The sequence below is a fragment of the Vreelandella sp. V005 genome (genome assembly GCF_052645115.1).
Genome location: NZ_JBQXYA010000001.1, coordinates 253,972 through 268,606 on the forward strand (window position 1 = coordinate 253,972; position 14,635 = coordinate 268,606).

Genomic DNA, 14,635 nt, shown 5'->3' on the forward strand with positions numbered 1-14,635 from the left:
AAACTAAGCGGGTGCTTTAGCGTTCTGCGGGCTGTGCGCGGCGTGCAGGCGCGCGATAAGCTGGTCTTCCAAGGCAAAACGCTCGGTGAGGCCGCGGGCGAGACGGTCGATCCAGGCAGGTAGCCGGGCAATATTTTGCTCGCAGCTAAGGGTGGAGCCGAAATCAGTATCAAACTCCAGGACCATCTCGGTCGACATTTCCAGCCGCTCGAGCAACTTCCCGGCGATCACTAGCGCAGCCTCATCGCCAAAGGCCTGCGCCTCTTCCGACAACTGAGGATAAATCTCAAAGTGACCGGCGCTGATATAGTCCATCAACTGTTCACTGAAAGTATCAATAGGGGCTTTGCTTACTGCTTCCAGTTCAGCGTCACACGCTTCCTTCAACTCTATGAAGCTGATCAATAGCTGGCGACGTTGATCTAGCCAGCGATCGATCAGAGTGTGCACGCCTCCCCAGCGCTCCAGGGCATTTTTGCAATCTTCGAGCATGGGGCTTTCTCCTTAACTCACCTTTTTAACTGCTATTAGTTAACTACTATCGGTTAACAACTATCAGCGTTAACAACCAGCCGCTTAGGACAATGAACAGGGTTAGAGTCGCGCCTTCGACTATCGCTGTCAATCCCGGCAAGTACGGTTTCCATGGTACTAAATGTTCGTTCGCCATAACGCTTTCTTCTATGACAGATAAGCACCCTTATAAAGCTAGGTAGCCTACCCTCGCGTTGGGAATATTGATGCTCTCATCTTAACGGCCACATTGCGAGTAGTGCGGTAGCCGAGGAAACAAATGTAGGTATAAATAATATTTTAAACTTAAACAATTTAAGCTTGAATTTTATTACTCCCTCTCCTATCTTCAAAAAAGAGTGAGCTTTCCCATGGAGAACAAAAATGAGAATCGCCTGCCTGGGCGGAGGGCCCGCCGGCCTCTACTTCGCCATTAGCATGAAACTGCAGGACCCTTCCCATGAGATCGTGGTGTTTGAGCGCAACCGGGCAGACGATACCTTCGGCTGGGGCGTGGTCCTGTCCGACGAGACCCTGGACAACCTTGCGGCCAACGACCCAGTCAGTGCCGAACGTATTCGCGAGCATTTCGCCTACTGGGACGACATTGCCGTGGTGCATAACGGAGTCAAAACCGTATCGACCGGCCACGGCTTCTGCGGCATTGGCCGCCGCCAACTGTTGATTCTGCTCCAGGAGCGCGCTCGTGAGCTGGGTGTGGAAATGCGCTTTGAAACCGATATCCAGGAGACCAGCGTCGATGAGTACCGGCGCGAGTTCGATATGGTGCTCGCCGCCGATGGCTTAAACTCACGCACCCGCCAAACCTATGCCGAGCACTTCCAACCCGATATTGATGTACGCGCCTGCAAGTTCGTCTGGCTGGGTACGCACCAGACCTTTAACGATGCCTTTACCTTTATTTTCGAGAAGACCGATCATGGCTGGGTATGGGCCCATGCCTATCAGTTCGATCAGGACACCGCGACTTTTATCGTCGAGTGCAGCGAGCCCACCTGGCAGGCGTTTGGCTTTGGCGAAATGAGCCAGCAGGAGGCGATAGCAGTCTGCGAGCGCATCTTTGCCAAGCATCTCGACGGCCATGCGCTGATGACCAACGCCAACCACCTACGCGGCTCGGCGTGGATCAACTTCCCCCGAGTACTCTGCGAGCGCTGGAGCTTCGATAACGTGGTGCTGATGGGCGACGCCGCCGCTACCGCGCACTTCTCGATTGGCTCGGGCTCTAAACTCGCCCTAGAGAGTGCCATCGCGCTGACCAACGTCTTGCACAGTGAACCCACTATGGCAGAGGCCTTCGCCCGCTACGAGGAGGAGCGCCGCTTCGAGGTGCTTCGCCTACAGTCTGCAGCGCGCAACTCCACCGAGTGGTTCGAGCAGGTGGAGCGCTATCAGGATCTCGACCCGGTGCAGTTCAACTACTCGTTACTCACCCGCTCCCAACGCATCAGCCATGAAAACCTGCGGGTGCGGGATCCGGCGTGGCTGGAGAGCGCCGAGCGCTGGTTCCAAACCCAAGCGGGCAATCCGGGCAGTGCCCGCGCGCCGATGTTTGCCCCTTACCAGTTGCGCGACATGACGCTGACCAACCGCGTCGTGGTCTCTCCCATGGCGCAGTACAAGGCCGTTGATGGCTGCCCGACCGATTGGCACTTCAGCCACTATGCCGAGCGCGCCAAGGGTGGCGCAGGGCTGGTGTATACCGAAATGACCTGCGTTAGTCCCATGGGACGCATTACTCCAGGCTGCCCTGGCCTGTATGCGCCAGCACATGAAGCGGCGTGGAAACGCCTGTGTGATTTTGTACATGCGGAAACCCAGGCCAAACTGTGTGCCCAGATTGGCCACTCGGGCCCCAAGGGATCGACCCAGCTTGGCTGGCAGGAGATGGATGCCCCGCTTGCCGAGGGCAACTGGCCAATAATGGCAGCTTCGGCACAGCCCTGGTCAGAGCACAACCAAGTGCCCAAGGCGATGACCCACGACGATATGGAGCGGATCCGCGACGAGTTCGTGAGTGCCGCCCACATGGCCGACCGCGCCGGGTTCGACATGATCGAGATTCACGCTGCCCACGGCTACCTGCTCTCTTCGTTCATTACCCCGCTGACCAACCACCGTGACGATGAGTATGGCGGCTCACTGGACAACCGGCTGCGCTATCCGTTGGAGGTGATCAACGCAGTGCGCCATGCCTGGCCCGCCCATAAGCCGCTTGCTGTGCGTATTTCGGCCAACGACTGGCGTGATAATGAAGGCATCACCCCAGACGATGCGGTCGAAATCGCCAAGCGGCTACGCGACGCGGAGGTGGATATCGTCGATGTCTCCGCAGGGCAAACCTCGACTCAGGCCAAACCTGTCTATGGGCGCATGTTCCAGACGCCCTTCTCCGACCGGATTCGTAACGAAGCATCGATTGCCACCATGGCGGTGGGCAATATCTATCAGGCCGACCATGTGAACTCGATTCTAATGGCGGGGCGCGCCGACCTGGTTTGTATCGCTCGCCCGCACCTTGCCGACCCTTATTGGCTGCTGCACGTGGCTGCCGGGCTAGGGGATCGCGAAGTGGCGTGGCCCGCGCCTTACCGGGCCGGAGCTGATCAGCTACAGCGCTTGGCTGAACGTGGCGAGGGCTGGGTATGACGCTGTCTGATAACAATCTGGCCGGCAAACGCGCTGTGATCACTGGCGGCGGCAGTGGCATTGGCGCCAATATGGCCCTGGCCTTTGCCCAGGCGGGCGCCGAGGTCATCATTACCGGCCGCCGGGAGGCTGCCCTGCAAGCGGTCGCCGAGCAGCATAGCGCTATTCACTTTGCGGTGGTCGATGTCACCGACGAAGCCGCCATGGTGGCGCTCTTCGAGCAGTTGGGCAACGTCGACATCGTGATCGCCAACGCCGGGGCAGCGGAAAGCGCCCCCTTCGCCAAGACCTCTTTCGAGCAGTGGCAGCACATGCTGAACGTCAACCTCGGTGGGGTGTTTCTAACGCTGCGTGAGGGGCTGAAGCAGTTGAACGACGGCGGCCGACTGATTGCCGTGGCTTCCACCGCTGGCCTGAAGGGCTACGCCTACGTGGGCGCTTACTGCGCGGCTAAACACGGCGTGGTGGGGCTGGTGCGTTCTCTGGCGGCTGAAACCGCCACCCGCAACCTGACCGTCAATGCGCTCTGCCCCGGCTTTACCGATACACCGCTGCTGGCCGCCAGTGTTGAGAATATCGTGACCAAAACCGGCCAGTCAGCCGAGCAGGCCACCGCCCATTTCCAAGCTACCAACCCCACCGGGCGCTTAGTCACTCCCGCGGAGGTCACCGCGACGGCCCTATGGCTGTGCGGCCCGAACAGCGGCGCCATCAACGGCCAGGCGATCTCGATCTCAGGGGGTGAAGTATGAAAACAGGAAGCTTGGATAAAAAAAGCCAGGACAAAAAAAGCTTGAGCAAGGAGCGCCTGCGCTTATGGCTGCGCATGCTGCGGGTGACCCGTCAAGTGGAGTCCGAGCTACGTGAGCGGCTGCGCACCGAGCACGACTCTACACTCCCCCGCTTTGATGTCATGGCCGCCCTGTATGCCAGTGAAGAGGGGTTAAAGATGAACGAGCTCTCCAAGCGGCTACGGGTTTCTAACGGTAATGTCACCGGCATTATCGACCGTTTGGTGGAGGATGGCGCCGTGGAGCGCATTGCCATTGAAGGCGACCGGCGCGCCACGCGGGTCTGCCTGACCGGCGCTGGCCGCGAAAGCTTCCGCGCCATGGCCGTTGAGCATGAGCGCTGGATCAACGCGCTGTTCGAAGGGGTAACCGAAGAGGATGCCCACCATATCGGTGAGCTGCTCCACCGCTTACCGGCTTCTCTAGACGATACCCACTAATCACTGACAGGCGAGAACAAGAATATGAAAAGCATGGCTGACCTGGCCCCCGAGCACTTTATTTGGGAAATGCGTGGTGACGTCGCGGTTATTCGGCTCAATCGCCCAGAGCGCAAAAACCCGCTGACGTTCGAGAGCTACGCCGAGCTGCGCGATACCTTTCGTGACCTGGCGTATGCCTCGGATGTGCACGCGGTGGTATTTACCTCCAACGGCGAGAACTTCTGCTCCGGCGGCGATGTGCATGAAATCATCGGCCCCCTGGTGGGCAAAGATATGAAGGGCCTGCTCGAATTCACCCGCATGACCGGGGATCTGGTCAAGGCGATGCTGAATTGCGGCAAACCGATCGTTGCCGCTGTGGACGGTATTTGCGTTGGCGCTGGGGCAATCATTGCCATGTCGTCGGATATTCGCTTCGCCACGCCCCGCGCCAGCACGGCCTTCCTGTTTACCCGCGTGGGCCTGGCGGGCTGCGATATGGGCGCCTGTGCCATTCTGCCTCGCATCATTGGCCAGGGTCGCGCCGCCGATCTGCTCTACAGCGGGCGCAGCATGAGTGCCGAAGAGGGTTTCCAGTGGGGCTTTTACAATCGCGTGGTCGAATCAGACTCCCTGGAAGAAGACGCCATTGCCTACGCCACCCGCCTGGCCCAGGGCCCGACCTTTGGCCACAGCATTACCAAGACCCAGTTAAACCAGGAATGGTCGATGAGCCTGGAGCAGGCGATCGAATCGGAAGCCCAGGCCCAGGCGATCTGCATGCAGACCAACGATTTCGAGCGCGCCTACCACGCCTTCGTAGCCAAACAAAAACCTGAGTTCAAGGGGGATTGATGAGCGACAAGCGTTTTCTGGAGTGGCCCTTCTTCGAGGCCCAGCACCGCGAGCTTTCCGAGCAGTTGGAAGCGTGGTGCCGCGCTGAGCTGCCCCGCGACCACAGCGATGTGGATGCGACCTGCATTCAATTAGTACGCGATTTAGGCAAGGCCGGGTTTCTGGAAGGCACTGCGGGCGAGCATATCGATGTACGCAGCCTGTGCCTGATCCGTGAAACCCTGGCCCGCCATGATGGCCTGGCCGACTTTTCGTTTGCCATGCAGGGGCTGGGCACCGGCGCCATCAGCCTGTATGGCAGCGATGAGCAGAAGCAGTGGCTGAATAAAACCCGCCGAGGCGAAGCGCTTTCCGCGTTTGCCCTTAGCGAGCCTCGTTCTGGCTCTGATGTGGCGCAACTGGATACCACCGCCGAGCGCGATGGCGACAACTACCGTTTGAATGGCGAAAAGACCTGGATCTCCAACGGCGGCATTGCCGATATTTACACGGTCTTCGCCCGCACCGGTGAAGGCCCCGGTGCCAAAGGGCTTTCGGCCTTTTTAGTGCCCGCCGACACCCCAGGGTTGGAGATCCGCGAACGTCTGGAGACGGTGGCGCCTCATCCGCTCGCGCGGCTTGGCTTTAACGATATGGTGCTGCCTGCCAGCGCCTTGATCGGCAAACCAGGGCAAGGCTTTCGGATTGCCATGTCGGTGCTGGACGTTTTCCGCTCCACGGTTGGTGCGGCTGCACTAGGCTTCGCTCGCCGGGCGCTGGCAGAGTCGCTCTCCCGCAGCCGCTCCCGGGAGTTGTTTGGCGCCACTCTTGCTGATCTACAAATGGTGCAGGGCCACTTGGCCGATATGGCGCTCAATGTGGATGCCGCCGCCCTGCTGGTCTACCGCGCTGCCTGGACGAAAGATCAAGGCGCTGAGCGAGTGACCCGTGAAGCGGCGATGGCCAAGCTGTTTGCCACCGACCAGGCCCAACAGGTGATTGACCAGGCAGTTCAGCTGCACGGCGGCGACGGCGTTCGCAAGGGCCATATTATCGAAAGCCTCTACCGGGAAATCCGCGCGCTGCGTATTTACGAAGGCGCTTCCGACGTACAAAAAGTCGTCATCGCCCGCAGCATGCTCGCGGAGGAGTAAACAGCAAAAAAGCCGAACAGCAGTACCCAAAACAATAAAACACAACGCCAGACACCGTATCCCTGATAACGCCTCTCGTAGAGGCGTCGTCAGGAATAAACAACGACACCAAATACGGAGGTTGGTCATGTACATCCAGTCGGCCCATGCTGATACTTTTGCGCGGGATAACCTGCCACCCACTGATTGTCAGCCTGAGTTTCTACTCGCGGGCTACGATTACCCTCAACGACTGAACGCGGGCGTTGAGCTTTGCGATCGGCTGCTCGACCAGGGTCACGGTGAACGCATTGCCTTAGCGGGCAACGGGCGACGCCGCACTTACCGCGAGCTCGCAGAGTGGACCAACCGCCTAGCCCACGTGCTGGCCGAAGACCTGGGCGTGATACCCGGCCAGCGGGTATTGATCCGCTCCGCGAATAACCCGGCCATGGTGGCCTGCTGGCTAGCCGCCACAAAAGCGGGAGCGGTGGTGGTCAACACCATGCCGATGCTGCGCACTAAAGAGCTATGCCAGGTAATCGATAAAGCGGAAATTAGTCTAGCCTTGTGCGACACCCGCCTACTCGATGACCTGGTTGAATGCCAACAGCACAGCCCGGTGCTCAAACGTATCGTCGGCTTTGATGGCACCGCCAACCACGATGCGGAACTCGATCGCTTGGCACTCAGCAAACCCGCTACCTTTAAGGCAGTGGATACCGCCGCCGACGATGTGGCGCTACTGGGCTTTACCTCGGGCACCACCGGCTCGCCAAAAGCCACCATGCATTTCCACCGCGACCTATTAGCAATTGCCGATGGCTACGCCAAGGAAGTGCTGCAGGTAACGCCGGAGGATGTCTTCGTCGGCTCTCCCCCGCTGGCCTTCACCTTTGGCCTGGGCGGGCTGGCCATCTTCCCGCTGCGCTTTGGCGCCACCGCCGTGCTGCTCGAACACACCTCACCGCCCAACATGATGGATATCATCCGCGAGTATCAGGCCACGGTAGTGTTTACCGCACCAACCGCTTATCGAGCGATGCTTGCCGCGCCCACACGCCACGAAGATTTAAGCAGTCTGCGCGTTGCCGTCTCCGCTGGTGAAACCCTGCCTGCGCCGATCTATCACGATTGGATCAAGCAAACCGGCACGCCGATCCTCGATGGCATCGGCGCCACGGAAATGCTGCATATCTTTATCACCAATCGCCTGGATGACCACCGCCCCCACTGTACCGGCAAGCCGGTGGCGGGTTACGAAGCGCGTATCGTCGATCACGACATGCGAGATGTCCCGCTTGGCACGGTCGGAAAACTGGCCGTGCGCGGCCCCACCGGCTGCCGCTATCTGGCCGATAAGCGCCAGCAAAAGTATGTAAAGGCAGGCTGGAATATCACTGGCGATGCGTTTTATCAGGATGAGGAGGGCTACTTTCATTTCGCCGCTCGCAACGACGACATGATCGTCTCGGCTGGCTATAACATCGCAGGCCCCGAGGTGGAGGCCGCGCTACTGGCCCACCCTGCCGTCAAAGAATGCGCGGTGATCGGCGCTCCCAGCCAGGAGCGTGGGCAAATTGTCGAGGCTTTTGTTGTTCTAAACGATGGTTTTCAGCAAGATGAAGAATGTCAGCAAATGTTGCAGGACTTCGTGAAGCAGACCATCGCGCCGTATAAGTACCCTCGCTCCCTACGCTTTATCGAGGCACTACCTAAAACACCCACGGGTAAGGTTCAGCGCTTTCGGCTGAGCCAGGAACATTACCCGAGCGCTGGCGCTCCTGGCACCACATAAATAGCACCGACATAAATAGCACCGACATAAATAGCATCAACATAAGTAGCAACGACACTAACGCATGACCCTCTAAGCAATAAACGATTAAAAAATGAGGAATGATCCATGAAAATGATATCCCGCTTTGGCCTTGGCTTACTGCTCTCTTCAAGCGTGCTGGCCGCGCACGCTGAAGATGTCAAGATCGGCATGATCACCACGCTTTCAGGCGGCGGCTCGCACCTGGGCGTGGACGTTCGCGACGGCTTTATGCTGGCGCTTGAGCAGTCAGGCCGCGACGATGTGGAAGTGCTGATCCAGGATGACGCTAGACGCCCTGATTTGGCGCGCAGCTTGTCCAATGAGTTTATGCAGCGTGATGAGGTCGATATCCTGACCGGTATCATCTGGTCCAACTTGGCAATGGCCGTCGTTCCCTCAGTGGTACGTCAGGGCACCTTCTACCTCTCGCCCAATGCGGGCCCTTCCGACCTGGCTGGCCGCATGTGCCACGAAAACTATTTCAACGTGGCGTATCAGAACGACAACCTGCATGGCGCCATGGGTGCCTACATGCGCGAACAGGGTTATGAGCGCCCGATCATCATGGCGCCCAACTACCCGGCGGGTACCGATGCGCTGGCGGGCTTCAAGCACCTCTATGAAGGTGAGGTCGTTGGCGAGCTTTACACCCAGATGGGTCAGACCGACTACGCAGCCGAAATCGCCCAGATTCGTGATAGCGATGCCGATAGCCTCTTCTTCTTCCTGCCCGGCGGTATGGGCATTTCGTTTATGAAACAGTGGGAAAGCTCGGGCGTGGAGATGCCAATCTTCGGCGCCGCCTTCTCGTTTGATGAAATTCTTATCAAAGCGGTAGGCAGTGCGGCGATTGGCGCACGCAACACCTCGCTATGGGCATATGACCTGGAAAACGAGGCCAACGACCGCTTTGTAGAGGGCTTCCAAGCCGCTTATGACCGCATGCCAACACTGTACGCAGCGCAGGGTTACGACACCGCCAATCTGATTCTTAGCGCCCTTGAAACTGCTCACCCAGATGACAAGGATGCCTTTCGCGAAGCACTGCGGGCCGCCGACTTTGACAGCGTGCGTGGAGAATTTCGCTTTGGCCCGAACCAGCACCCCATCCAAGATATTTACGTGCGTGAAGTCGTTGAAGGTGACGATGGCGAGCCCACTAATCGCCTGATTGGTGTCGCAATCGAAGATATCCAGGACGTCTACTACGAACAGTGCGAAATGTAAGCTCGCCTCGGCTGGGTGCCTGCACCCAGCCACTTATCTTTCCCTTCGTTAAGGTTAACTAACGTGTCCGTTACCCTGCTAATCGAGCAACTGCTTAACGGCGTTCAGCTAGGCACCATGCTGTTTTTGATGGCCAGTGGCCTCACCCTAGTGTTCGGGGTGATGGGGCTGATCAATCTTGCCCACGGCTCTTTTTACATGGTGGGCGCCTACGCCACGGCCGCGGTCACTGCCTCGACGGGCTCTTTTCTGATCGGCCTGGCAGCGGGCATGATGGCCGCGGCCCTGGTCGGCGCGCTGGTCGAGCTGCTGGTCATACGTCGTCTCTATCATCGCCCGCATCTCGACCAGGTATTGGCGACCTTTGCACTGATACTGATCTTCTCGGAAGGCACTCGCTGGCTCTTCGGCTCGTCGCCGCTATGGCTGAGCCCACCCTCCTGGCTTACCGGGTTTGTCACCCTTCCGGGGGAGACCCGCTACCCGATCTACCGGCTAATGCTGATCGGGGTGGGGGTCGCTATTGCGATTGCCCTATATCTGCTGATTTCCCGCACGCGGCTAGGCATGCGCATTCGGGCGGGCGAAAGTGACCGCGAGATGATTGGCGCACTGGGGGTCAACATTGCCAAGCTTTATACCGTAGTGTTTGCCCTGGGGGCTGCGCTGGCAGGCCTGGCCGGTGCGCTGGTGGGGGCATTGCAGTCCGTGCAGGTCGGTATGGGCGAGCCGGTGCTGATCCTGGCCTTCGTGGTCATCGTGATCGGCGGGATCGGTTCGATCAAGGGCGCGTTATTCGGTGCACTGCTGGTAGGGGTTGTCGATACATTGGGGCGCGTCTACCTGCCGCTCTTTTTTCAAACATTTATGCCGCCTTCCGAAGCCACCGGGGTCGGTTCTTCACTGGCTGCGATGCTGATCTATATCCTCATGGCCGTCATCCTCGCGTTCAAGCCTAAGGGACTGTTTGCTGCCAATGACTAATACCACTTCCCTTTCCAAGAACGCTGCACCAGCCACCCACGCGGAGAGCCACTTCGACCGCAAAGGCCTGGTACAGATGATCCTGCTCGGCCTGCTGCTTTTACTGCCCGTGGCCGCCTATTTTTTGGGTCACACCTATTACGTCAACCTGGCCTCGCGGGTCACCATCATTGCCATGGCGGCCGTCGGGCTCAACTTGGCGATTGGCTATGGCGGCATGGTGAGCTTCGGTCACGCGGCCTATTTTGGCCTGGGTGGCTATGTAGCGGGCATCAGCGCCTATCATGCCTTCGACATGACGCCATTCATGAGCTGGCCCTTCAGCGTGCCGGGCAGCGATAGCCTGCTGGTGGTTTGGCTGGCCGCCGTCGTGCTGTGTGCCCTCCTGGCACTGGCGATCGGCGCCATTTCGCTGCGCACCACGGGCGTCTACTTCATCATGATCACCCTCGCCTTTGCGCAAATGATCTACTACTTTGCCAACTCCTGGCCCACCTATGGCGGCCAGGATGGGCTGCCTATTTATATACGCAACACCCTGCCACTTGTCGACAGCAGTGATGCGTTAACCTATTTCCTAATCTGCTTCACCGGGCTGGTGCTGGCGATGGCGCTAACTTCGCGGCTGATGAAATCCCGCTTTGGTGCTGCGCTGACAATGGCACGGCTGAATGACGTACGACTGGCAACGGCGGGGGTCAGCCCGTATCCCATTCGTCTGGTGGCGTTCGTTATTTCTGCGGCGATCACCGGGCTTGCCGGAGCGCTCTACGCGGATCTGAACGGCTTCGTCAGCCCCTCAATGCTCAGTTGGCACTTCTCTGGTGAGCTGATGGTCATTGTCATCCTGGGTGGTGTTGGGCGCCTTTATGGCCCGCTGGCCGGGGCGGTGCTGTTTGTGATGATGGAAACCTTCCTGGGGGGCATCACCGAGTACTGGCAGCTGTTTCTAGGGCTAGTGCTGCTTGGCGTGGTGCTATTTGCCAAGCACGGTGTGATGGGTTGGCTGGCTGGGAGTGAGCGCAATGAGTGAGGCTGTCCTTTCACTGCAAAAGCTGCACAAGCGCTTTGGGGCGCTGCAGGCGACCAACGATGTGTCGCTCGATCTCCGGCAGGGGGAAATCCATGCCTTGATTGGCCCTAACGGCGCGGGCAAATCTACGTTAATCGGGCAGATTGCCGGCAGCCTGCGCCCCGACCAGGGCCGCGTTTATCTGGCTGATACCGACATTACCACGATGAGCATTGCCGAGCGCGCACGTCTTGGGCTGGGGAGAAGCTTTCAGGTGTCATCGCTGGCTGAACCGCTGTCGGTGATGCGCAACGTGATGATGGGCGTTCAGGCGCTGCAGAATCACAGCTTTCGCTTCTGGAAGCCGGTCGCCCGCGACCGTGACCTGCTCGAGCCTGCCTATGCGGCGCTGGAACGTATGCAGCTCAGCCATCGCGCCTGGACGCCGGTATTCGAGCTTTCTCACGGTGAGCGCCGTCAGGTGGAAGTCGCCTGCGCCCTGGCGCTCAAGCCCCGCGCCCTGCTGCTGGACGAACCAATGGCGGGCCTGGGGCCGGAAGGGTCGGCAAAACTAACCGAGCTGCTTGAAGCACTGAAGCTGGAAGTGCCCATTCTGCTGATCGAACACGACATGGAAGCGGTTTTTCGCCTTGCTGACCGTATCTCGGTGCTCGTTTCCGGCAGCGTGATCGCCCATGGCGATAGCCACGCCATCAAGCAGGACCCGCGCGTCCGTGAAGCCTACCTGGGAGATGTTGATGCTTAAAGTTGCTGACATTGAGACGTTTTACGGTCCCTCCCAGGCGCTGTTCGGCGTTACGCTTGAGGTTGCGGCCGGTGAAATGGTTGCCCTTATGGGCCGCAATGGCATGGGCAAGACCACCACGATCCGCTCGATCTTTGGGCTGACCCCTGCCAGCCGCGGCACGATTGAGTTCGAAGCTCAAAATATACGTCGCCTGCCCGCTTATCGCATTGCCAAGGCGGGGCTTGGCTTGGTGCCGGAGGGTCGTCGCTGCTTTCCCAACTTATCGGTACGCGAAAACCTGTTGGTCACGGCCCGCCCCGGCGAGTGGACGCTGGAGAAAGTGGAAACGCTATTTCCCCGCCTGGAGGAGCGTCGCGCGCAAATGGCTAAGACCCTTTCCGGAGGCGAACAGCAGATGCTGGCCATTGGACGGGCGTTGATGACTAATCCGCGCTTGCTGGTGCTGGATGAAGCCACTGAAGGATTGGCGCCGGTGATTCGCCAGGAGATCTGGCGGGCGATTAGGCTGCTTAAGGAGCAGGGGCAGGCCACCTTGTTGGTCGATAAGTCGCTGAGTGAAATTCTACCCATCGCTGACCGCTGCACCATTCTGGAAAAAGGCTGCACGGTGTGGGACGGCAAACCCGCCGCGCTGGACAGCACGGTACGTGATCGTTATCTGGGTGTGTAATGTGAAATAAAGTTGAGAAGAAAGCCGCGAATAGAACAGGAAGATAACCATGGCGTTTACCACTCAGCGGAAAGTTCGCTTTCAGCACTGCGATCCGGCGGGAATCGTCTTTTACCCGCGTTATTTTGAGCTGATCAATTCAGTGGTCGAGGACTGGTTCGAGGAGGTCGTGCAGCACGACTTTAATCAGCTGCATGTAAAGAGCGACACCGGCGTACCCACGGCCGCGATCGACACTCAGTTTCACGCCCCTAGCCGGTTAGGGGAGCGGCTAACGTTCGAGTTGTTGGTGCAGGCGCTGGGCCGTAGCAGCCTGACCCTGCAGATCACCGCTTATTGCGGCGATCAAAAGCGCTTAACGAGTTGTTCCACCCTGGTTTTTATGGATTTAAATAGCGGTAAGTCGATGCCATGGACCGAGGCAATACGCCAGCGCATTACCGTCGATAACTTATAAGGATAGCCATCATGAGTGACGCCACCTTTCATCAACTTCTTCACCCTTCTCATTGGAAGCCTGCCATCGGTTACGCCAATGGTGTGCTGGCTTCCGGCCAGACGGTTTTTGTGGGCGGTCAGATTGGCTGGAATGCCGACCAGGTGTTCGAAAGCGACGACTTCGTCCTTCAGGTTAACCAAGCGCTGCAGAATATCGTGGCGATTTTGAAAGAGGCGAATGCAGGCCCAGAGCATATCGTACGCTTAACCTGGTATGTGACGGATAAGCAGGAGTATTTGGCACGGCTTAAAGAGGTAGGCGCCGCCTACCGCGAAGTGCTGGGCAAGCATTTTCCGGCCATGACGATGGTGCAGGTGGCGGGGCTGGTTGAGGATGAGGCCAAGGTGGAAATTGAAGCGACGGCGGTGATTCCTGCTGAGTAGCCGCTATAGACAGCGCCTCTAGCGAGGCGCTGTTATAAATCGTGAAACCCTTTAATCCACTCAACAAAGCAGCCGTCGTTTAGATAGTGCTCAAGAATAGAGAAGTGATCCACGTCGGAAAGTAGCTGCTGAGTCACTGTTTGGCCCTGCTGGCTCAAATACTCAGCATAGCGACTCATCTGCCGTTCAAACTCTTTTGACTCCCCTTCCCCTGCCACCAGCTTTATAGGCGCAGGCACCCGGCACGGTAGCCATAACGGGCTGAATTCCTGTACATCACGACCGCTAAGTTGAAGCTTGGGCTGCAGCCAAGACCATGGGAAGGGTCGTAGGTCGTAGAGACCGCTGATACAGAGCGCGCCGTGAATCAACTGATTCGGCAAGCCAAACGTGCCCTCCCAATCCGTCGCCATTAGCATGGCACACAGATGCCCACCCGCCGAATGGCCCGAAATGCTCAATTGCTCAGGATCGACGCCTAACTCAGCAGCATGCGTGTAAACGTGGGCAATCGCTGCCTGACTCTGGCGCACCAGCTCGCTAAAGCGTACCTGCGGGCAAAGCGCGTAGTTGACCACCGCGACGGTGATACCGGCGTTGATCAGTTCATCGACGATAAAGCTGAATTCTCGTTGACTGAGAGCGCGCCAGTAGCCGCCGTGGTAGAACACATGCACCGGGGCTTTTGGATGATCAGCATGGAAGATATCCATGCGCTCGGCAAGCGTTGGGCCATAAGGCAGATCGAGACTTACACGGTGGCGCCCCCGTGATACTTCGCTACGTTCACGCCACTCCTTGGCCAACACCACTGGGTCTCGACCGCGCATCGGATCGTAGGCGCGATCGATCTCTTCTTGGGTCGCAAAGTGTCGATAGAGCATGCCGATCTCCTTATAGCTGGCG

General features: G+C 58.5%; 15 protein-coding genes. 13 read left to right on the forward strand and 2 right to left on the reverse strand.

The window, feature by feature from the left end; all coding sequences use genetic code 11:
* Positions 1 to 3 precede the first annotated feature (3 nt).
* A complete protein-coding gene (rsd, locus tag ACUN8H_RS01175) occupies positions 4 to 492 on the reverse strand; it encodes a sigma D regulator (protein WP_445530368.1) in 489 nt (162 codons plus the stop codon).
* Positions 493 to 897: 405 nt separating this feature from the next.
* On the opposite strand from rsd, the gene ACUN8H_RS01180 reads away from it, so the two are divergent.
* The 13 genes from ACUN8H_RS01180 to ACUN8H_RS01240 all read left to right on the forward strand — a co-directional run bounded on the left by ACUN8H_RS01180 (position 898) and on the right by ACUN8H_RS01240 (position 13,729).
* Entirely contained in the window at positions 898 to 3,183 is a 2,286-nt protein-coding gene (locus ACUN8H_RS01180) for a bifunctional salicylyl-CoA 5-hydroxylase/oxidoreductase (RefSeq protein WP_445530369.1), read from the forward strand.
* Entirely contained in the window at positions 3,180 to 3,935 is a 756-nt protein-coding gene (locus tag ACUN8H_RS01185) for an SDR family NAD(P)-dependent oxidoreductase (protein WP_445530370.1), read from the forward strand. The genes ACUN8H_RS01180 and ACUN8H_RS01185 overlap by 4 nt, the downstream gene beginning before the upstream one ends.
* Positions 3,932 to 4,414, forward strand: a complete 483-nt coding sequence (locus ACUN8H_RS01190) for a MarR family winged helix-turn-helix transcriptional regulator (protein ID WP_445530371.1) — start codon at positions 3,932 to 3,934, stop codon at positions 4,412 to 4,414. Before ACUN8H_RS01185 ends, ACUN8H_RS01190 begins: the two co-directional genes overlap by 4 nt.
* Positions 4,415 to 4,438: 24 nt before the next feature.
* Positions 4,439 to 5,251, forward strand: a complete 813-nt coding sequence (locus tag ACUN8H_RS01195) for an enoyl-CoA hydratase family protein (RefSeq protein WP_445530372.1) — start codon at positions 4,439 to 4,441, stop codon at positions 5,249 to 5,251.
* Complete coding sequence (locus ACUN8H_RS01200; protein WP_445530373.1) at positions 5,251 to 6,384, forward strand: acyl-CoA dehydrogenase family protein; 1,134 nt, start codon at positions 5,251 to 5,253, stop codon at positions 6,382 to 6,384. The genes ACUN8H_RS01195 and ACUN8H_RS01200 overlap by 1 nt, the downstream gene beginning before the upstream one ends.
* A gap of 127 nt (positions 6,385 to 6,511) precedes the next feature.
* Positions 6,512 to 8,161: an AMP-binding protein gene (locus tag ACUN8H_RS01205; RefSeq protein ID WP_445530374.1), complete on the forward strand. Its 1,650-nt coding sequence runs from the start codon at positions 6,512 to 6,514 to the stop codon at positions 8,159 to 8,161.
* Between the two features lie 108 nt (positions 8,162 to 8,269).
* Positions 8,270 to 9,412: an ABC transporter substrate-binding protein gene (locus tag ACUN8H_RS01210; RefSeq protein ID WP_445530375.1), complete on the forward strand. Its 1,143-nt coding sequence runs from the start codon at positions 8,270 to 8,272 to the stop codon at positions 9,410 to 9,412.
* 63 nt (positions 9,413 to 9,475) lie between these two features.
* Positions 9,476 to 10,396: a branched-chain amino acid ABC transporter permease gene (locus tag ACUN8H_RS01215; RefSeq protein WP_445530376.1), complete on the forward strand. Its 921-nt coding sequence runs from the start codon at positions 9,476 to 9,478 to the stop codon at positions 10,394 to 10,396.
* On the forward strand, positions 10,389 to 11,429 hold the full coding sequence (locus tag ACUN8H_RS01220) for a branched-chain amino acid ABC transporter permease (protein ID WP_445530377.1): 1,041 nt from the start codon (positions 10,389 to 10,391) through the stop codon (positions 11,427 to 11,429). The genes ACUN8H_RS01215 and ACUN8H_RS01220 overlap by 8 nt, the downstream gene beginning before the upstream one ends.
* Entirely contained in the window at positions 11,422 to 12,174 is a 753-nt protein-coding gene (locus ACUN8H_RS01225) for an ABC transporter ATP-binding protein (protein ID WP_445530378.1), read from the forward strand. Before ACUN8H_RS01220 ends, ACUN8H_RS01225 begins: the two co-directional genes overlap by 8 nt.
* Positions 12,167 to 12,847, forward strand: a complete 681-nt coding sequence (locus ACUN8H_RS01230; RefSeq protein ID WP_445530379.1) for an ABC transporter ATP-binding protein — start codon at positions 12,167 to 12,169, stop codon at positions 12,845 to 12,847. Before ACUN8H_RS01225 ends, ACUN8H_RS01230 begins: the two co-directional genes overlap by 8 nt.
* Before the next feature lie 49 nt (positions 12,848 to 12,896).
* The gene (locus tag ACUN8H_RS01235) at positions 12,897 to 13,304 is read left to right on the forward strand and encodes an acyl-CoA thioesterase (protein WP_445530380.1); all 408 of its coding nucleotides are present in this window, start codon (positions 12,897 to 12,899) and stop codon (positions 13,302 to 13,304) included.
* Positions 13,305 to 13,315: 11 nt separating this feature from the next.
* The gene (locus tag ACUN8H_RS01240; protein WP_445530381.1) at positions 13,316 to 13,729 is read left to right on the forward strand and encodes a RidA family protein; all 414 of its coding nucleotides are present in this window, start codon (positions 13,316 to 13,318) and stop codon (positions 13,727 to 13,729) included.
* A 32-nt stretch (positions 13,730 to 13,761) separates the two neighbouring features.
* On the opposite strand, the gene ACUN8H_RS01245 is transcribed toward ACUN8H_RS01240, so the two are convergent.
* On the reverse strand, positions 13,762 to 14,613 hold the full coding sequence (locus ACUN8H_RS01245; RefSeq protein ID WP_445530382.1) for an alpha/beta hydrolase: 852 nt from the start codon (positions 14,611 to 14,613) through the stop codon (positions 13,762 to 13,764).
* Positions 14,614 to 14,635 lie beyond the last annotated feature (22 nt).